Here is a 17,259-nt window from a genome sequence, read left to right on the forward strand (position 1 = left end):
ACGATGAAGTCAGTGAAGTTTAAATCTAAAAAAGAACGAATTGTGGAAGGTAAAAAAAAGAATGACCGTTCTAAAACTCTACCGAGTTTTATCCCAATAAGATTTCTGGCCGTATATGTATTTATTGGTGCTATGGCAGTTGCTTTATTTGGACAAAGTGCCTATTTACAGTTAACGGATTCTGAACGTTTAATAAAAGAAGCTGATAAGCGTTCATTACGTGAAAGTACGATTCCTTTCACTCGTGGGCAAATTCTTGATCGAAATGGCGAAGTACTTTCGATGAGTGTGCCTATGTACTCAATCTCAATGGATCCTAAAGAGTATTTTGATTCATTGTTACGAAGAGATAAACAAAGATGGCGTAAGCTCGCAATGGAAATTGGTGCCTCTTCAAGTAAAATTGAAGCAAGTGTGAATAATTTTATAAAACAGAAAGTGGATAAAAAACAGAAAAGATATAATCCAAGTGCTGTTTTGAACAGTAAGAGTGAAGATTATTGGAACATACTTGCTAAAGCCACTGGTATAGATTACAACTTATTGATTGAGAAAGTTAGGAATAATCCTAGCTCAGCTTTTGTATTAGCTGATAAGGAAGCAGAGAGTTTGGAGAAAGAGAAACTTGAAGCGTTGTCAAAAGCTCTTTCAATGAATTATAAGGATGTTATTACTCGTCTAAATAATGCTTCTGAAGATCGTTTTATCTATATTTCTCGTCACCATTCTGAAGTTTCTGCAGATTATGCTAAAGCACTAAAAATTGAAGGTTTGGTGATTAAAACCGAATTTCGTCGCTTTTACCCTGTGGGTGAGGAGATTGCTCAACTAATAGGTTTTACGGATGTAGAGGATAAAGGTGGTCAGGAAGGATTAGAACGGAGTTTTGATTCACTATTGATAGGAAAAAATGGTAAACGAGTTTTTCGTAAAGATGCTCGTGGTAACGTAATTGAACATATTCGCGATGAGAAAGAATATACTCCTCAAGATGTCATACTAAGTATTGATGAGGAATTACAATCAATGGTCTATCGTGAAATTAAAAAATCTGTTATTGAAAATAATGCAGAATCTGGTACTGCGGTATTGGTAGATATTCAGACAGGGGAAATTTTGGCAATGGCAACTGCACCATCTTATAACCCGAATAATCGTACAGATTTTAAACCTGAGCTAGCCCGTAATAGAGCGATTACTGATACTTTTGAGCCTGGTTCAACGGTAAAACCGTTAGTCGTACTTACAGCCTTACATAATAAAGCAACTTATCCTGGAGAAATTTTAAATACTCGACCATTTACAGTAAATGGGCATACGATCACTGATGTTGCACCTAGAGATAGCCTTTCATTGACTGGCATTTTACAGAAATCAAGTAATATCGGGGTAAGTCGTTTAGCGTTAAGAATGCCACCAACTGCTTTGGTTGATACTTATAGCAAAGTGGGATTTGGTAAAGATACAGGGCTTGGTTTGGGTGAAGAACGTGGTACAAACGGAGATCGTAAACGTTGGGCGGATATTGAAAGAGCATCGATGTCCTATGGTTATGGGTTGAATGTCACTCCATTACAATTAGCTAGAGCCTACGCTACTTTAGGTAGTTTTGGCATTTATCGCCCTTTATCTATCACCAAAGTTGATCCACCAGTAATTGGGGAGCGAGTACTCCCAGAGAAAATTACACGTGATGTAGTACATATGATGGAAGGGGTCGCTCAAAAAGGCGAAGGTGGGCATCGTGCTGCAGTTGATGGGTTCCGAGTTGCAGTTAAAACAGGTACAGCACGTAAATTAGAAGAAGGGAAATATGTAGGAAAATATATTGCTTATACAGCAGGTCTAGCTCCTGCTAGTGACCCCCGTTTTGCTTTAGCAGTGTTAATTAATGAACCGAAAGCGGGTAAGTATTATGGTGGTGCTATTTCCGCACCGTTGTTCTCTAGCATTATGGGCTATACATTAAAATCCAGAAATATTAAGCCTGATAACCTGACAGAAGAAACTCGCCAAGCGGTAAGAGAACTTAAACCACATCAAACGAATTAGAGAGAAAGATTATGAACCGTTTGCTTACTTTTCTGCCTGAACTGCCTATTTGGACAGAAATTAAATTGTTAAATCAGATGACACTAGATAGTCGCCAAGTACAACAAGGCGACTTGTTTATCGCATTAAAAGGGCATAATGTTGATGGTCGCCAATTTATTGAAAAAGCCATAGAACAAGGTGCAGCTATTATTCTAAGTGAAGCCGATGATGGCATTGATGAAGCAGAATTGGATAGTAAATTTGCAAAATATAATCTTGATCGTACCGCTTGTAAGGTTATTGCAATGCCTAAATTGGCTCAACATCTCTCTGCGATTGCAGATAGTTTCTATCAACAACCTTCACATAAATTAACATTAGTTGGCATTACTGGCACAAACGGAAAAACTACAACAGCTCAATTACTTGCTCAGTGGCGTAATTTGCTTGGTGGAAAATCAGCTGTAATGGGAACGATCGGCAATGGCTTGTATGGTGCAGTACAAGAAGCGGTAAATACCACAGGTTCAGCCATTGAAATTCAACGCAATTTAGCTAGTTTTGTTGAACAGGGAGCAGATTTCTGTGCAATGGAAGTTTCCAGTCACGGTTTAGCCCAATACCGAGCAGAAGCCTTGGATTTTGATTTGGCAATTTTTACCAATTTAAGCCGAGATCATCTTGATTATCACAACACAATGGAAGAATACGCCCAAGCAAAATTTCGCTTATTCAATGAACTTAACACAAAACAGCAAGTCATTAATGCCGATGATGAAATCGGGCAACAATGGTTGAGACTGCTACCAACTGCCGTTGCAGTGAGTATTGACCCACAAAAACAATTAAACCAAAACCGTTGGATTAAAGCGACAAAAGTTGATTATACCTTGCAAGGTGCAACCATTGAGTTTAGTTCAAGCTGGGGCAATGGCTCACTAAGAAGTCGATTGATTGGGGCATTTAATGTGAGCAATTTGCTTACTGCATTCGCTGGGTTACTGGTGTTAGGCTATGATTTGCAAAAATTAGTCGAAACCGCACCGCTATTAAATGGGGTATGTGGGCGTATGGAATGTTTGGTAAGTGAAGAAAATCAAGCAGAAAGCCCAATGGTTATTGTGGATTACGCGCATACACCTGATGCATTGGAAAAAGCCTTGGAGGCTGCTCGTTTGCACTGTGAAGGTGAATTATGGTGTGTCTTTGGTTGCGGCGGCGATCGTGATACAGGAAAACGTCCGCTAATGGCACGCATTGCAGAACAAAATGCCGATAAAGTGATTGTAACGGACGATAATCCTCGTACAGAAGATCCTGATGTTATTTTTACCGATATTATGCAAGGTTTCAAAAAGCCGAATAAAGTCCAACAAATGCACATTCGACAATATGCGATTGAAACAGCGATTGCTCAAGCAGAACCAAAAGATGTGGTGTTGATTGCAGGTAAAGGGCACGAAGATTACCAAATTATCGGCACAAAAAAATATCATTTCTCGGATCAAGAATGGGCGAAGAAGTTTTTGGGGTAATAGGCGTTTTGCCAAATCTCCCCTAACCCCTCTTTGCTAAAGAGGGGAACTAGTTTAGCTGAAATTTTAAGAAAAAGGGCTTTGATACTAGGTTAATTCGTTAAATGAACGAATAGTTTTTTCGAACCGATCCCCCTCTTTGCTAAAGAGGGGAACTAGCTTAGCTGAAATTTTAAGAAAAAGGGCTTTGATACTAGGTTAATTCGTTAAATGAACGAGTAGTTTTTTCGAACCGATCCCCCTCTTTGCTAAAGAGGGGAACTAGCTTAACTGAAATTTTAAGAGAAAGGGCTTTGATACTAGGTTAATTCGTTAAATGAACGAATAGTTTTTTCGAACCGATTCCCCTTTTTGCTAAAGAGGGGAACTAGCTTAGCTGAAATTTTAAGAAAAAGGGCTTTGATGCTAGGTTAATTCGTTAAATCAACGAATAGTTTTTTCGATCCGATCCCCCTCTTTAGCAAAGAGGGGTTAGGGGAGATTTGAAACATACCTAAAAAGAGTACGTCCAAATAATTTATAAGTAAAACAAAATGATAAAACAAGTAACCCAACAGATCGCCCAAACTTTAAATGGCACATTGATCGGTAATGGTGAGATTACGATTGAAACCGTCAGTACCGACACACGACAAGCGGTGGAAAACAGCTTATTTTTTGCATTAAAAGGCGAGAAATTTGATGCCCACGATTATGCTCAACAAGCGGTAGAACAAGGCTGTGTTGCAGCAGTGGTGGAACGAGAGTTAGATTTGTCGGTGCCACAAATTATTGTAGAAGATACTCGTTTAGCATTAGGGCAGTTGGCAAAATGGTTAAAAGCAGAAATAAACCCGAAAACCGTGGCAATGACAGGCTCTTCGGGGAAAACAACGGTTAAGGAAATGACTGCAAAAATTTTGCAGAAAGTTACCGCTTGTGATGATGAAGTGCTTTACACTTTTGGTAACTTAAACAACGATTTAGGCGTACCGATGACGTTACTCCGTCTAACACCACAACATAAATTTGCCGTAGTCGAGTTAGGGGCAAATCACATTGGTGAAATTGCTTATACCACAGAGATAACACAACCCGATGCTTGTTTAGTCAATAATGTGGCGGCGGCTCATTTAGAAGGCTTTGGCTCTTTAGGTGGTGTTGCACGAGCTAAAGGGGAAATTTATCGTGGCTTAAAACAAGGTGGTAAGGCGATTGTGAATTTGGCACATTATTATCCCCAATGGCAAAAAGAGATTGGTGAGCACGAGTTACAATCTTTTTGTTATACAGGCGAAGATAAAGACAGCTATGCTGATTTTTGGGCAGAGAACGTTGAGTTACATCTGAGTGGTTCCCGTTTTACGTTACATTCACCACAAGGGGAAGTTCAGATCAATTTGCCTTATTTAGGTGAACATAATATCAGTAATGCTTTAGCAGCAAGTGCTTTAGCAATGGCGGTTGGAGCGGATCTGAATGCCATTAAAACAGGATTAGAACAGCGTTCTAATGTTAAAGGACGTCTATTCCCGATTGAAATCAATCCACATTTATTGTTGATTGATGATAGTTATAATGCCAATGTAGATTCAATGAAATCGGCGGTTTCAGTGCTGAAGAATTATCCTGCATTTCGTATTTTTGCAGTGGGTGATATGGCGGAATTGGGTAATGAAAGTACTGCTTGTCATCAAGAAGTCGCAGATTTTGTGGCTAAAGCTGAACTGGATTTAGTTGTTTCTTTCGGTAAAGAGAGTGCAGTAATTAGCCATAATGTAGCACATCACTTTACGGATAAAAACCAAATGGCAGACTTCTTACTGCCGATTATTTTACAAAAAATAGAAGAAAAACAACCGCTTGTATTATTAGCGAAAGGCTCTCGTAGTCAAAAAATGGAAGAGCTTATTCGCTCTTTGTGTCACTCTTTTAATGTTTCTTTTTAAGGATTAACAAATGTTAGTTTGGTTAGCTGAATATTTAGTGCAGTATCACACTGTATTTAATGTAGTGTCATATATCACTTTCCGTTCCATTATGGCACTTTTGACTGCATTAATTATTGGTCTATGGATTGGACCTACGGTAATTCGCCGTTTACAAATCTTAAAATTTGGTCAAGAAGTTCGCCACGATGGACCTGAGAGCCATTATAAAAAACGTGGAACGCCAACGATGGGCGGAATTATGATTCTATTTGCTATCGGCGTTAGTACGCTACTTTGGGCAAATCTTTCTAATCCGTATGTATGGTTTGTACTATTTGTGCTATTTGGCTACGGTGTTATTGGCTTTGTTGATGATTATTGGAAGATTGCACGCAAAAATACTGATGGGCTAATTGCTCGCTGGAAATATTTTTGGCTTTCAGTGATTGCCTTGATTTCTGCTTTTGGAATGTATGCGGTAGGTAAAGATACCGCAGCCACACAATTAGTTGTCCCATTCTTTAAAGATGTGATGCCACAGCTTGGTCTATTCTATATCGTACTTACCTATTTTGTAATTGTCGGTACAAGTAATGCAGTAAATTTAACGGATGGCTTAGATGGTTTAGCCATTGTTCCTATCATTATGGTAGCGGGTGCTTTTGCTTTAATTGCTTGGGCAACGGGTAACTATAACTTTGCTGAATACCTACATATCCCTTATATCAAATATAGTGGTGAGCTAGTAATTTTATGTACTGCGATTGTTGGGGCTGGTTTAGGGTTCTTATGGTTTAACACTTATCCTGCTCAAGTCTTTATGGGTGATGTGGGATCGCTTTCTCTCGGTGGTGCATTAGGCACAATCGCCGTACTTGTTCGCCAAGAATTATTACTCGTCATAATGGGTGGGGTATTTGTGGTAGAAGCATTGTCGGTGATTTTACAAGTGGGGTCATATAAATTACGCCAAAAACGTATTTTCAGAATGGCACCAATTCATCATCACTTTGAATTAAAAGGTTGGCCAGAGCCAAGAGTTATCGTTCGTTTCTGGATTATTACATTGATGTTGGTATTAATTGGCTTGGTTACATTAAAACTACGTTAATTGAAACGATAAAAGCGGTTGGATTGCGACTAAATTTTACAAGTTAAGAGAATAATAAAATGCAAAATCAGTATCAGGGTAAAACAATAACTATCATTGGGCTTGGCACAACAGGGCTTTCTTGTGTGGATTTCTTTACAGATAAAAATGCAACTGTGCGTGTTATCGATACACGGGCTAACCCAACAGGAGCAGACAAACTACCAAGTCATATTGCATTGCATACGGGTAGTTTAAAGCTTGATTGGTTATTAAGCTCTGATTTGATTGTGATTAGCCCTGGGCTTGCCCTTGCGACACCTGAAATTCAACAAGCCATTCATCAAGGTGTAGAAGTGGTGGGAGATATTGAGCTATTTTGTCGTGAAGCTAAAGCACCGATTATTGCGATTACAGGCTCAAATGGTAAAAGTACCGTAACCTCATTGACCACCGAAATGGCAAAGCAAGCAGGCATAAAAGTGGGAATGGGAGGCAACATTGGTGTGCCTGCATTGAGTTTATTAACAGGTGATTATGAACTCTATGTGCTTGAATTATCGAGTTTCCAACTTGAAACAACCTATTCACTTAAAGCGAAATCGGCAACTGTATTAAATATCAGTGAAGATCATATGGATCGTTATGCGAGCATTGAAGATTATCGCCAAGCAAAACTCAAAATTTATCAGAACGCGGAATATGTCATTGTGAATGGTGAAGATCCGCAAACCTTGCCTGAACAAGCGGTAAGTTGTTTGCTTAAATTTGCAGAAAATAACGGAGAATATCGTTTAGAAAACGGCGGATTGTATAGTGGTAATGAGCTAATTCTTCAAAGTCAAGAGATGTTATTAAAAGGTCGCCACAATGAAATGAATGCTCTTGCTGCCATTGCATTAGCTGAAAAAGCAGGTGTGGCGAGAAGTGGTATTATTCAAGCCTTGAAAACTTATTCAGGATTAGATCACCGTTTCCAACCTGTTCCGACTACTGATGGTGTGCGTTGGATTAACGATTCGAAAGCGACTAATGTAGGCAGTACTGTTGCTGCATTAAACGGTCTAAAAGTTGATGGTACACTCTATCTACTATTAGGTGGGGACGGTAAAGGAGCAGATTTCTCAGAATTAAAGCCATTGGTTAATCAAGATCATATTCGTTGTTACTGCTTTGGGCGTGATGGCAAACAGCTAGCGGAACTCACTACAAATAGCGTCTTAGTTGAAACAATGCAACAAGCGGTAGATGCCATTCGTCCATTATTAAAAAGTGGCGATATGGTTTTGCTTTCCCCTGCTTGTGCGAGTTTGGATCAATTCCCGAACTTTGAGGTGCGTGGTAAGCAATTTGCAGAGCTAGCACAAGGAGCCGCACGTTAATGCGAGAAAAAATAAAACAAGAGTGGGACAAATGGGTGAGATTAACCCCTGCAAATTCCCTTTATGATCGTACATTGATTTGGTTATTTATTGGCTTGCTTACCATTGGTTTTGTAATGGTAACTTCGGCGTCTATCCCAGTAAGTACTCGTTTGTATGATGATCCTTTTCATTTTGCGATTCGAGATGCGTTTTATGTAGCGATCTCACTTTTAGCATTTAGCCAATTTATTCGTATTCCAAGTGAAAAATGGGAAAAGTGGAATGTGTGGTTTTTTATGAGCTCATTATTGCTATTATTTCTCGTTTTGATACTGGGTAAAAATGTAAATGGTGCAACTCGTTGGATTCCAATCGGTCCGATTAACTTCCAACCTGCTGAGTTGGCAAAACTCTCTGTAATCTGCTATTTCGCCAGCTTTTATGTTCGTCGTTTCGATGAAATGCGTAATGATAATATGAGTTTTATTCGTCCAATGGTTATCTTAGGGCTATTTGGTGGACTACTGATTTTACAACCAGATTTAGGCAGTACAGCGGTGCTATTTGTACTAACTTTTGCAATGTTGTTTATTATGGGAGCTAAGATTCTGCAATTTATTGTATTAGGTGGGCTTGGAGTGCTGTTATTCGGATTTTTAATTTTAACTTCTGAATATCGTCTGAAAAGAGTAACATCATTTATGGATCCTTTTGCCGATGCTTATGGTGATGGTTTCCAGCTTTCTAATTCACAAATGGCCTTTGGACAAGGGGAGTTTTGGGGCAGTGGTTTAGGTAACTCAATTCAAAAACTTGAATATTTGCCTGAAGCACATACTGACTTTGTAATGGCTGTTGTTGGAGAAGAGTTTGGTTTATTCGGTATCATTGTAATAGTGTTATTACTTTGTGCTTTAACTTTACGTGCTTTAAGAATCAGTAAAGAAGCCTTGTTATTAGAAGAACGTTTTAAAGGATTTTTTGCTTTTGGAATTGCAGTGTGGATTTTTCTACAAGGTTTCGTAAATCTTGGTGTCGCATCAGGATTACTACCAACTAAAGGATTAACTTTTCCACTCGTTAGCTATGGCGGTTCGAGTTTGGTTATTATGGCAATTGCCATTGCAGTATTAGTGAGAATAGATCACGAAAATCGTTTAGTGAAAGTTGGACACGCTCACTTAAATGATGATTGATAAAGGATAAATATGACAAAAAAATTATTAGTAATGGCAGGCGGAACAGGAGGACACGTTTTCCCTGCAATCGCAGTAGCAAAAGAATTACAGCAGCAAGGTTGGGAAATTCGTTGGTTAGGCACTAAAGATCGAATGGAAGCGGAGCTTGTGCCTAAGTACGGTATTCCGATTGAGTTTATTCAAATTTCAGGCATTAAAGGTAAGGGGATTAAAGCCTTATTAACCGCCCCTTTTGCTATTCTAAGAGCAGTATTCCAAGCGAGAAAAATTATCAAAGCCTATCAACCGGATGCGGTATTAGGTATGGGGGGCTATGTATCAGGGCCGGGTGGTATTGCGGCAAAATTATGCGGTGTACCCGTCATTTTACACGAGCAAAATGCCGTAGCGGGTTTAACTAATGTTTGGTTGTCAAAAATTGCACACAAAACATTGCAAGCCTTTCCAAGTGCTTTTGTTAATGCCGAAGTGGTTGGAAACCCTGTTCGTCAAGATCTATTTCAAATTGCACCACCAGAACAACGTTTTGCTGAAAAAGGCTACCCAATCAATATTTTAGTAATGGGTGGAAGCCAAGGAGCGATGGTGATTAACCAAACTGTACCTGAAATGGCTAAGCTCTTTGGTGAGCAAGTTTTTATTAGTCATCAAGTTGGTAAAGGTAAATTAGCTGGCGTTGCTGAAGTTTATCAAGCTACAGGTAATGGGATTGCTAGTGAGTTTATTGATGATATGAAAGCAGCTTATGAGTGGGCGGATTTAGTCATCTGTCGTTCAGGTGCTTTGACCGTATGTGAAATTGCAGCAGCAGGGTTGCCTGCAATCTTTGTACCATTTCAACATAAAGATCGCCAACAATTTTTTAATGCTGAATATCTTGCTCGATCAGGTGCAGCAATTATTATTGAGCAGAAAGATTTTAATCCTGAAAGTTTAGCTCAAGCTTTAGCACCATTGATTGCAGAACGTCAGAAATTAACAGAAATGGCGATAAAAGCGAAAGAAAAAGCTACACCATTAGCCGCTAAACGTGTGGCAGATGTTATTAAAGAGCATTGTTTATAAATTTTATGATGGATCATAACAGGCTAGATAAAAAGATCTAAGCGGTTAGATTCGACTTATTTTTTACAAAATATCCGAATAAGGAATCTGAATGAAAAATTTCCAAGATAAAGTGAAAAAACTAGTACCTGAAATGCGTCGAGTGAGCCAAATTCACTTTGTTGGTATTGGCGGTGCTGGAATGAGTGGTATCGCAGAAGTATTACTTAATGAAGGTTATCAAATTAGTGGTTCAGATATTGCAGATGGGCCTGTTACTCAACGCTTGGCAAAAGCAGGTGCGAAAATCTTTTTTGGACATTATGGCGAAAATGTTTGTGGTGCAAGTGTTGTGGTTATTTCAAGTGCAATTACTGATGATAACCCTGAAGTTGTGGCTGCTAAAGAAGCACGAATTCCTGTTATTCAACGTGCACAAATGCTTGCAGAAATAATGCGTTTCCGTCACGGGATTGCGATTGCGGGAACTCACGGGAAAACAACAACAACAGCAATGATTTCAATGATTTACACCGAAGCAAAACTTGATCCAACTTTTGTAAATGGTGGTTTAGTTAAATCAGCAGGTAAAAATGCGCATTTAGGAGCAAGTCGCTATTTAATTGCAGAAGCAGATGAAAGTGATGCATCATTCTTACATCTACAACCGATGGTTTCTGTGGTAACTAACATTGAGCCTGATCATATGGATACTTATGGCGGTGATTTTGAGAAGATGAAGGATACCTATATCCGTTTCTTGCGTAATTTACCGTTCTATGGTTTAGCAGTAATGTGTGCCGATGATCCTGTTGTGATGGAAATTGCACCTAAAGTAGGGCGACAAGTTTTAAGTTATGGTTTTAGTGAGTTTGCCGATTATCGTATTGAAGATTATCAGCAAACAGGGTTTCAAGGTCATTATACGGTAGTTTGCCCAACAGGCGAGAGAATTGATGTTCTACTGAACGTACCAGGTAAACATAATGCATTGAATGCAACAGCCGCATTAGCGGTTGCCAAAGAAGAGGGTATCGATAATGAAGCCATCTTAGCGGCACTTGCCAACTTCCAAGGTGCTGGTCGTCGTTTTGACCAACTTGGCTCATTTATTCGCCCTAATGGTAAAGTAATGTTAGTAGATGATTACGGGCATCACCCAACTGAAGTTGATGTAACCATTAAAGCTGCTCGACAAGGTTGGGATAATAAACGTGTTGTAATGGTATTTCAACCGCACCGCTATTCTCGTACTCGTGATCTCTTTGATGACTTTGTACAAGTATTATCGCAGGTCGATGCTTTGGTAATGCTTGATGTGTATGCCGCAGGTGAAGCACCAATCGTAGGGGCGGATAGTAAAGCATTATGCCGTTCTATTCGTAACTTAGGAAAAGTCGATCCAATCTTAGTTTCGGACACTAGCCAGTTAGGTGAAGTGATTGATCAAATTATTCAAGATGGCGATTTAATTTTAGCTCAAGGAGCTGGTAATGTAAGCAAACTTTCGCGTGATTTAGCAGAAAGTTGGCGTCAATAATATTCTCTCTTTACTGAAAGAATAATTTGGAAGCGGTGAGAATGAGAAAATATTTTGCAAGCAGATAATGGTGATAGCAATGAGTTTAAAAAATGAAAAAATAGCGGTGTTATTTGGCGGTGTCTCTGCCGAGCGTGAAGTATCACTGAATTCAGGGGCAGCAGTTTTAGGGGCATTACAAAGTTTAGGTTATGATGTTCAAGGGATTGATACGAAAGAATTCCCCATTGAAAAATTAAAAGAAAAAGGTATTCAGCGTGTCTTTAATATCTTACACGGTGGTATCGGTGAGAATGGCGTATTACAGGGAGCTTTAGAGCAACTTGGTATCCCTTATACAGGTTGTGGCGTAATGGCATCTGCAATTACTTTAGATAAGTTCCGTACTAAATTGTTATGGAATGCAGTCGGTTTACCTACTGCGGAGATGGTTGTTGTTCGTCGCGGTGAAGCAGTAAGTTCTGATGAAATTATTGCTAAATTAGGTTTACCTTTATTTGTTAAGCCTGCTAGTGAAGGGTCGAGCGTTGGAGTAAGTAAAGTAAAAACAGCAGAACAGCTTATCCCTGCGATTGAAGAAGCTCTCAAATATGATGCTATTGTATTAGTAGAAGAGAATTTAGCTGGTGCAGAGTACTCAGTACCTGTATTGGACGGTGAAGTATTACCCGCTGTACAAATTATTCCAGATGGTGAGTTTTATGATTACCACGCCAAATATGTATCTGATAATACACAATATCTTTGCCCTGTTCTATCAGAAACACGTCAAGCAGAAGTGACAAAATTGGTTAAACAAGCTTATGACGTAGTGGGTTGCCGTGGTTGGAGTCGTATAGATGTAATGGAAGATGACAAAGGGCAGTTCAGATTGGTTGAAGTGAATACTTGCCCAGGAATGACAAGCCACAGCATTTTCCCTAAATCAGCAGCAACGGTAGGATACAGTTTTGAACGCTTAGTAGAGCGAGTATTGGAGCTAAGTATTTAATGGTAATGGCGTTGCGGAAAAAAACGACATCGGTAATTCGAACTAAAGCAAGTAAACCGAAAACTCCAACGAATTGGTTGCTTTTGATTAAGCCAATGTTGATGTTTTTGTGTCTTCTGTTTGCTTATGTAATGTATAGCAACTGGTCTAGTTGGTTAGCATTGTTAGATAAGACACCGATTCGAGCATACGCATTAACCCATAAAACACAATTTACCACTAATGCGGATATTCGGGAGTTGCTATCAAAAGAGCCTGTACTTAAAGGCTATTTTGGGCAAGATATTCAAGAAATTAAAGATAAATTTCTTGAAATCCCTTGGATTAGAGATGTGGCAGTGAGAAAAGTCTATCCAGATCGCATTAGTTTAACCTTGGTTGAACATCGCCCAACAGCAATTTGGAACCAAACGCGTTTTGTTTCTGCACAAGGTGTGGTATTTGATTTACCCAAAGAGCGTTTTAATGCAGATGGCTTGCCTGATCTTTATGGGCCTGACTCAGAAGCTAAAAAAGTCTTAGAGGCTTGGTATAAAATCCAAAAAGATTTAGAATCTCGCAACTTGGTTTTGAAATCTGTGGCAATGGATATTCGAGGTTCTTGGACAATCACGCTCAATAATCACGTTGAATTAAGATTAGGACGAGGTGATTGGTTGCCCAAAATTGATCGCTTTGTTACCATTTTCCCTGAAATAGAGATTCCAGATGGAAAACGTTTATCTTATGTTGATTTACGTTATGAGCACGGTGCGGCAGTAGGGTTTATTTCTCAATAATTTTATCATTTGGCAAGTGTAATAAATATGACAAAAGTAGCAGAATCTAAAATAGTAGTTGGTCTTGAAATTGGCACACATAAAGTGGTTGCCGTAGTAGGCGAAGTATTGCCTGATGGTGTTATTAACGTCATTGGTTCAGGTGTTAGTCCTTCTAAAGGTGTACAAGGTGGTAGTGTTGTTGATTTAGATGCTGCAGTAAGTTCCATTCAACGTGCTATTGAAGAAGCCGAATCTATTTCAGAATGTAAAATTATGGGGGTAACGCTGGCGTTATCGGGGGCTCATATTACAGCGTTTAATGAAAGCGGTACTGTTCCTCTTTCTGGCGAGGTGAAAGCCGAAGATTTGGATAATGCTATCCATATTGCTCGCTCAATTAAATTACCTGATGGCTTAGAAACCTTACATATTATTCCGCAAGAGTATAAAGTGGATAGATTGCCTGCAACTAAAAATCCTCTTGGTTTATCAGGAATGCGGTTACAAGCACAAGCACATTTAATAGCCTGTCATAATGATTGGTTGCGTAACTTTAAAAATGCAGTGGAACGTAGCAAACTGAAAATTGATCAAATTGTCTTTTCAGGGTTAGCATCAAGTTATTCGGTACTTACTGAAGATGAAAAAGAGCTTGGTGTTTGTTTAATTGATATTGGTAGTGGCACGATGGATGTGCTTGTTTATACCGATGGTGCTTTACGTTTTAGTAAGGTTATTCCTTTTGGTGGGTATAATATTACAGAGTATATCGCCAATATGCTGACAACGTCTCGTAATGATGCAGAAAATATTAAAGTGCAATATGGCAGTGCTATTTCTCCCCCAACGCATTTTCCTGAAAAGAAAATTGAAGTTGCTGGCTTAGGTGGAAGAGCACCAAGAACTTTTAGTAAAGAACAGTTGTCGAAGATCACATCTCAGTGTTATCAGGATTTATTAGGTATAATTGCTAATGAATTAACACAATTACGAACTGATTTGTATCAAAAAGGGATAAAACAAGAATTAATTGCGGGAATTGTTCTAACTGGTGGTGGTTCTCAAATCGAAGATATTGTAGAATGTGCAAAATCTGTCTTTGGTTTACAAGTAAGAGTGGGATATCCACTTAATATTACAGGTCTAACAGACTATGTGAATAAACCACAATATGCTACAGTTTTAGGATTATTGCAATACAGCCATTATAACGAAGATTCTGATACAACGACTCAGATACCTGGTGAAGGGTTCGTTGAATGGTTAAAAAAAGCGGTTAAGAAAACAGTTAAATTTACAAAAGATAAATTTTAAACATCAGCAGGTAACTGGTGTTTTACAGGGAGAATAAAAATGTTTGAGCCTATTTTTGAAACAACTCAAGATGCGGTGATTAAAGTTATCGGTGTCGGTGGCGGTGGCGGTAATGCTTTAAACCATATGGTTGCAAGCCAATCTGATGAGGTTGGTAGTGTTGAGTTTTTCTCAGTGAATACTGATGCTCAGGTTTTGCGTAGTAGTGCAGTGCGTAATACTATTCAAATTGGTGCAGCGGTCACTAAAGGCTTAGGGGCTGGTGCAGATCCTAATGTAGGGCATCAAGCAGCAGAAGAAGATCGTGATGCGCTAACTAATATGATTTCTGGTGCAGATATGGTATTTATTGCTGTTGGTATGGGCGGTGGTACAGGAACTGGTGCTGCTCCTGTTATTGCTGAAATTGCAAAGAACCAAGGTGCACTAACAGTCGGTATTGTAACTAAACCATTCTCTTTCGAAGGTAAAAAACGTTCAGGTTATGCAGAGCAAGGAATTAAAGAGCTTGCGAAACATGTTGATTCTCTCATTATCATTCAAAATGATAAATTATTAAAAGTATTGCCTAAAAATGTAAAATTTAGCGAAGCCTTTGGGGTAGCTAATGATGTGTTGCGTAATGCAGTATTAGGCATCACAGATATGATTACCTCTGAAGGTTTAGTAAACGTTGACTTTGCTGACGTGAAAAAAGTAATGTCAGAAATGGGACGAGCAATGATGGGAACTGGTATCGCAGAAGGTGAAAACCGAGCAGAAAATGCAGCGAAGGATGCAGTTGCAAGCCCATTACTAGAAGATGTTGACTTATCAGGTGCTAAAGGTATTTTAGTAAACATTTCATCAGGTTATGATATTGAACTTGCTGAAGTGAATACCATTATGGAATATGTAACGAGCTTTGCAGATCCTGATGCTGCGATTATTTTTGGTTCTGCGTTCTACCCAGAAATGGAAGGTAAAATCCGTGTTACATTGGTCGCAACAGGTATCGGGCAACCAGAGGAAATTGTTCCACCAAGAATGACGGGCTACCAACAAGTACAACCACAGCAACCACAAGTACAACATGCTCAACAACCATCAGCATACCCATTTGGTTCTAGTTATGGGCAAGCCACTCAATTTGGGGGGCATCAGCAACAAGTGGCACAAAAACCACAACAAGTAGATAATTCTCAAATTTTTAACCCAACAGCTATTCCTAGCTTTATGCGTAATGGGCAATAATAGCTTGATTGAGATAAATGAGAAACAAGGAAAACGATATGATTAAACAAAGAACCCTTAAACAAACTACAAAAGTGACAGGTATTGGTCTGCACAGTGGTAAAAAGGTGACTCTCACGTTGCGTCCAGCACCTGCAAATACAGGTATTATTTATGCACGCACAGATCTTGATCCTGTCGTTTATTTTCCTGCAAGTGCAGATTCTATTCGTGATACTACATTATGTACCTGTATGATCAACGATGATGGTGTGCGTATCTCGACTGTTGAACATCTTAATGCGGCAATGTCTGCATTAGGTTTGGATAATGTGATTGTCGAAGTTGATGCACCTGAAATTCCAATTATGGATGGTAGCTCAAGTCCATTTATCTATCTTTTATTAGATGCTGGAATTGAAGAACAAGATGTAGCGAAAAAATTTATTCGTATCAAAGAAACCGTTCGTGTTGAAGAAGGTGATAAATGGGCTGAATTTAAACCTTATAGTCAAGGGTTAAAATTAGATTTTACCATTGACTTTACCCACCCAATGATTACGAAAAGCGTGCGTAACTATAAAATGGAATTTTCAGCTCAACACTTTATTCAACAATTAAGTCGGGCAAGAACCTTCACTTTTATGAAAGATGTCGAGTATTTACAATCTATTGGTTTAGCATTAGGTGGTAGTTTAGATAATGCAATTGTATTAGATGATTACCGTATCCTAAATGAAGAAGGTTTACGTTTTAAAGATGAATTAGTTCGCCACAAAATGTTAGATGCTATCGGTGATCTATTTATGTGCGGTTACAATATCCTAGGCGATTTTACTGCATACAAATCAGGACACGGTTTAAATAACAAATTACTCAGAGCGGTATTAGCAAATCAAAATGCTTGGGAGTTTGTAACTTTTGAAGATAAAGAAACTGTGCCACAAGGTTACCAAGTTCAAGAGCAAGTTTTAATATAAGCATTAAAGATATCTTAACAATATTTATTAAAAGTGCGTTAAGACCTTATAGTACAAGGTTTTAACGCACTTTTTTGGTGTAATGGACAAAATGGTTGCTGATTTACCCATTACACGTTCAAGTGGACAAAGTGGTTGCTAATAATATTTTTCTTATGTTGTTAGCAACTCTTTTTATTTAAAAAATCCTTTATAAACATAATCTTACGTTTTTTGCTTAATCCATTGTGATTATTTAATTTTCGTTTTAGTTCACTAAATAATCCTTCAAGCCTATTTGTCGTT

The 17,259-nt window shown here is 38.8% G+C and carries 13 protein-coding genes; all 13 read left to right on the top strand.

Features of this window, described 5'->3' with window-relative positions; translation table 11 throughout:
* Positions 1–3 precede the first annotated feature (3 nt).
* Positions 4–2,052, top strand: a complete 2,049-nt coding sequence (locus A1D25_RS03660) for a penicillin-binding transpeptidase domain-containing protein (RefSeq protein WP_157394339.1) — start codon at positions 4–6, stop codon at positions 2,050–2,052.
* A gap of 11 nt (positions 2,053–2,063) precedes the next feature.
* Positions 2,064–3,569 carry a UDP-N-acetylmuramoyl-L-alanyl-D-glutamate--2,6-diaminopimelate ligase gene (murE, locus tag A1D25_RS03665; protein WP_157394340.1) on the top strand — a complete coding sequence of 502 codons (1,506 nt, stop codon included), beginning with the start codon at positions 2,064–2,066 and terminating at the stop codon, positions 3,567–3,569.
* 533 nt (positions 3,570–4,102) lie between these two features.
* Entirely contained in the window at positions 4,103–5,497 is a 1,395-nt protein-coding gene (gene murF / locus A1D25_RS03670) for a UDP-N-acetylmuramoyl-tripeptide--D-alanyl-D-alanine ligase (RefSeq protein ID WP_157394341.1), read from the top strand.
* 10 nt (positions 5,498–5,507) lie between these two features.
* A complete protein-coding gene (mraY, locus tag A1D25_RS03675; protein WP_157394342.1) occupies positions 5,508–6,590 on the top strand; it encodes a phospho-N-acetylmuramoyl-pentapeptide-transferase in 1,083 nt (360 codons plus the stop codon).
* A 59-nt stretch (positions 6,591–6,649) separates the two neighbouring features.
* A complete protein-coding gene (murD, locus tag A1D25_RS03680; RefSeq protein WP_157394343.1) occupies positions 6,650–7,951 on the top strand; it encodes a UDP-N-acetylmuramoyl-L-alanine--D-glutamate ligase in 1,302 nt (433 codons plus the stop codon).
* On the top strand, positions 7,951–9,129 hold the full coding sequence (ftsW, locus tag A1D25_RS03685; protein ID WP_157394344.1) for a putative lipid II flippase FtsW: 1,179 nt from the start codon (positions 7,951–7,953) through the stop codon (positions 9,127–9,129). The genes murD and ftsW overlap by 1 nt, the downstream gene beginning before the upstream one ends.
* Positions 9,130–9,141: 12 nt before the next feature.
* On the top strand, positions 9,142–10,197 hold the full coding sequence (gene murG / locus A1D25_RS03690) for an undecaprenyldiphospho-muramoylpentapeptide beta-N-acetylglucosaminyltransferase (RefSeq protein WP_157394345.1): 1,056 nt from the start codon (positions 9,142–9,144) through the stop codon (positions 10,195–10,197).
* A 91-nt stretch (positions 10,198–10,288) separates the two neighbouring features.
* The gene (gene murC / locus A1D25_RS03695) at positions 10,289–11,716 is read left to right on the top strand and encodes a UDP-N-acetylmuramate--L-alanine ligase (RefSeq protein ID WP_157394346.1); all 1,428 of its coding nucleotides are present in this window, start codon (positions 10,289–10,291) and stop codon (positions 11,714–11,716) included.
* A 79-nt stretch (positions 11,717–11,795) separates the two neighbouring features.
* A complete protein-coding gene (locus A1D25_RS03700) occupies positions 11,796–12,707 on the top strand; it encodes a D-alanine--D-alanine ligase (RefSeq protein WP_157394347.1) in 912 nt (303 codons plus the stop codon).
* On the top strand, positions 12,707–13,486 hold the full coding sequence (locus A1D25_RS03705) for a cell division protein FtsQ/DivIB (RefSeq protein ID WP_157394348.1): 780 nt from the start codon (positions 12,707–12,709) through the stop codon (positions 13,484–13,486). Before A1D25_RS03700 ends, A1D25_RS03705 begins: the two co-directional genes overlap by 1 nt.
* Before the next feature lie 27 nt (positions 13,487–13,513).
* A complete protein-coding gene (gene ftsA, locus A1D25_RS03710; RefSeq protein ID WP_157394349.1) occupies positions 13,514–14,782 on the top strand; it encodes a cell division protein FtsA in 1,269 nt (422 codons plus the stop codon).
* Positions 14,783–14,821: 39 nt separating this feature from the next.
* A complete protein-coding gene (ftsZ, locus tag A1D25_RS03715; RefSeq protein WP_157394350.1) occupies positions 14,822–16,015 on the top strand; it encodes a cell division protein FtsZ in 1,194 nt (397 codons plus the stop codon).
* Between the two features lie 38 nt (positions 16,016–16,053).
* On the top strand, positions 16,054–16,974 hold the full coding sequence (lpxC, locus tag A1D25_RS03720; protein WP_157394351.1) for a UDP-3-O-acyl-N-acetylglucosamine deacetylase: 921 nt from the start codon (positions 16,054–16,056) through the stop codon (positions 16,972–16,974).
* The last annotated feature ends 285 nt before the right edge of the window (positions 16,975–17,259 follow it).

It is taken from the genome of Ursidibacter arcticus (assembly GCF_009761375.1).
Taxonomy (GTDB): domain Bacteria; phylum Pseudomonadota; class Gammaproteobacteria; order Enterobacterales; family Pasteurellaceae; genus Ursidibacter; species Ursidibacter arcticus.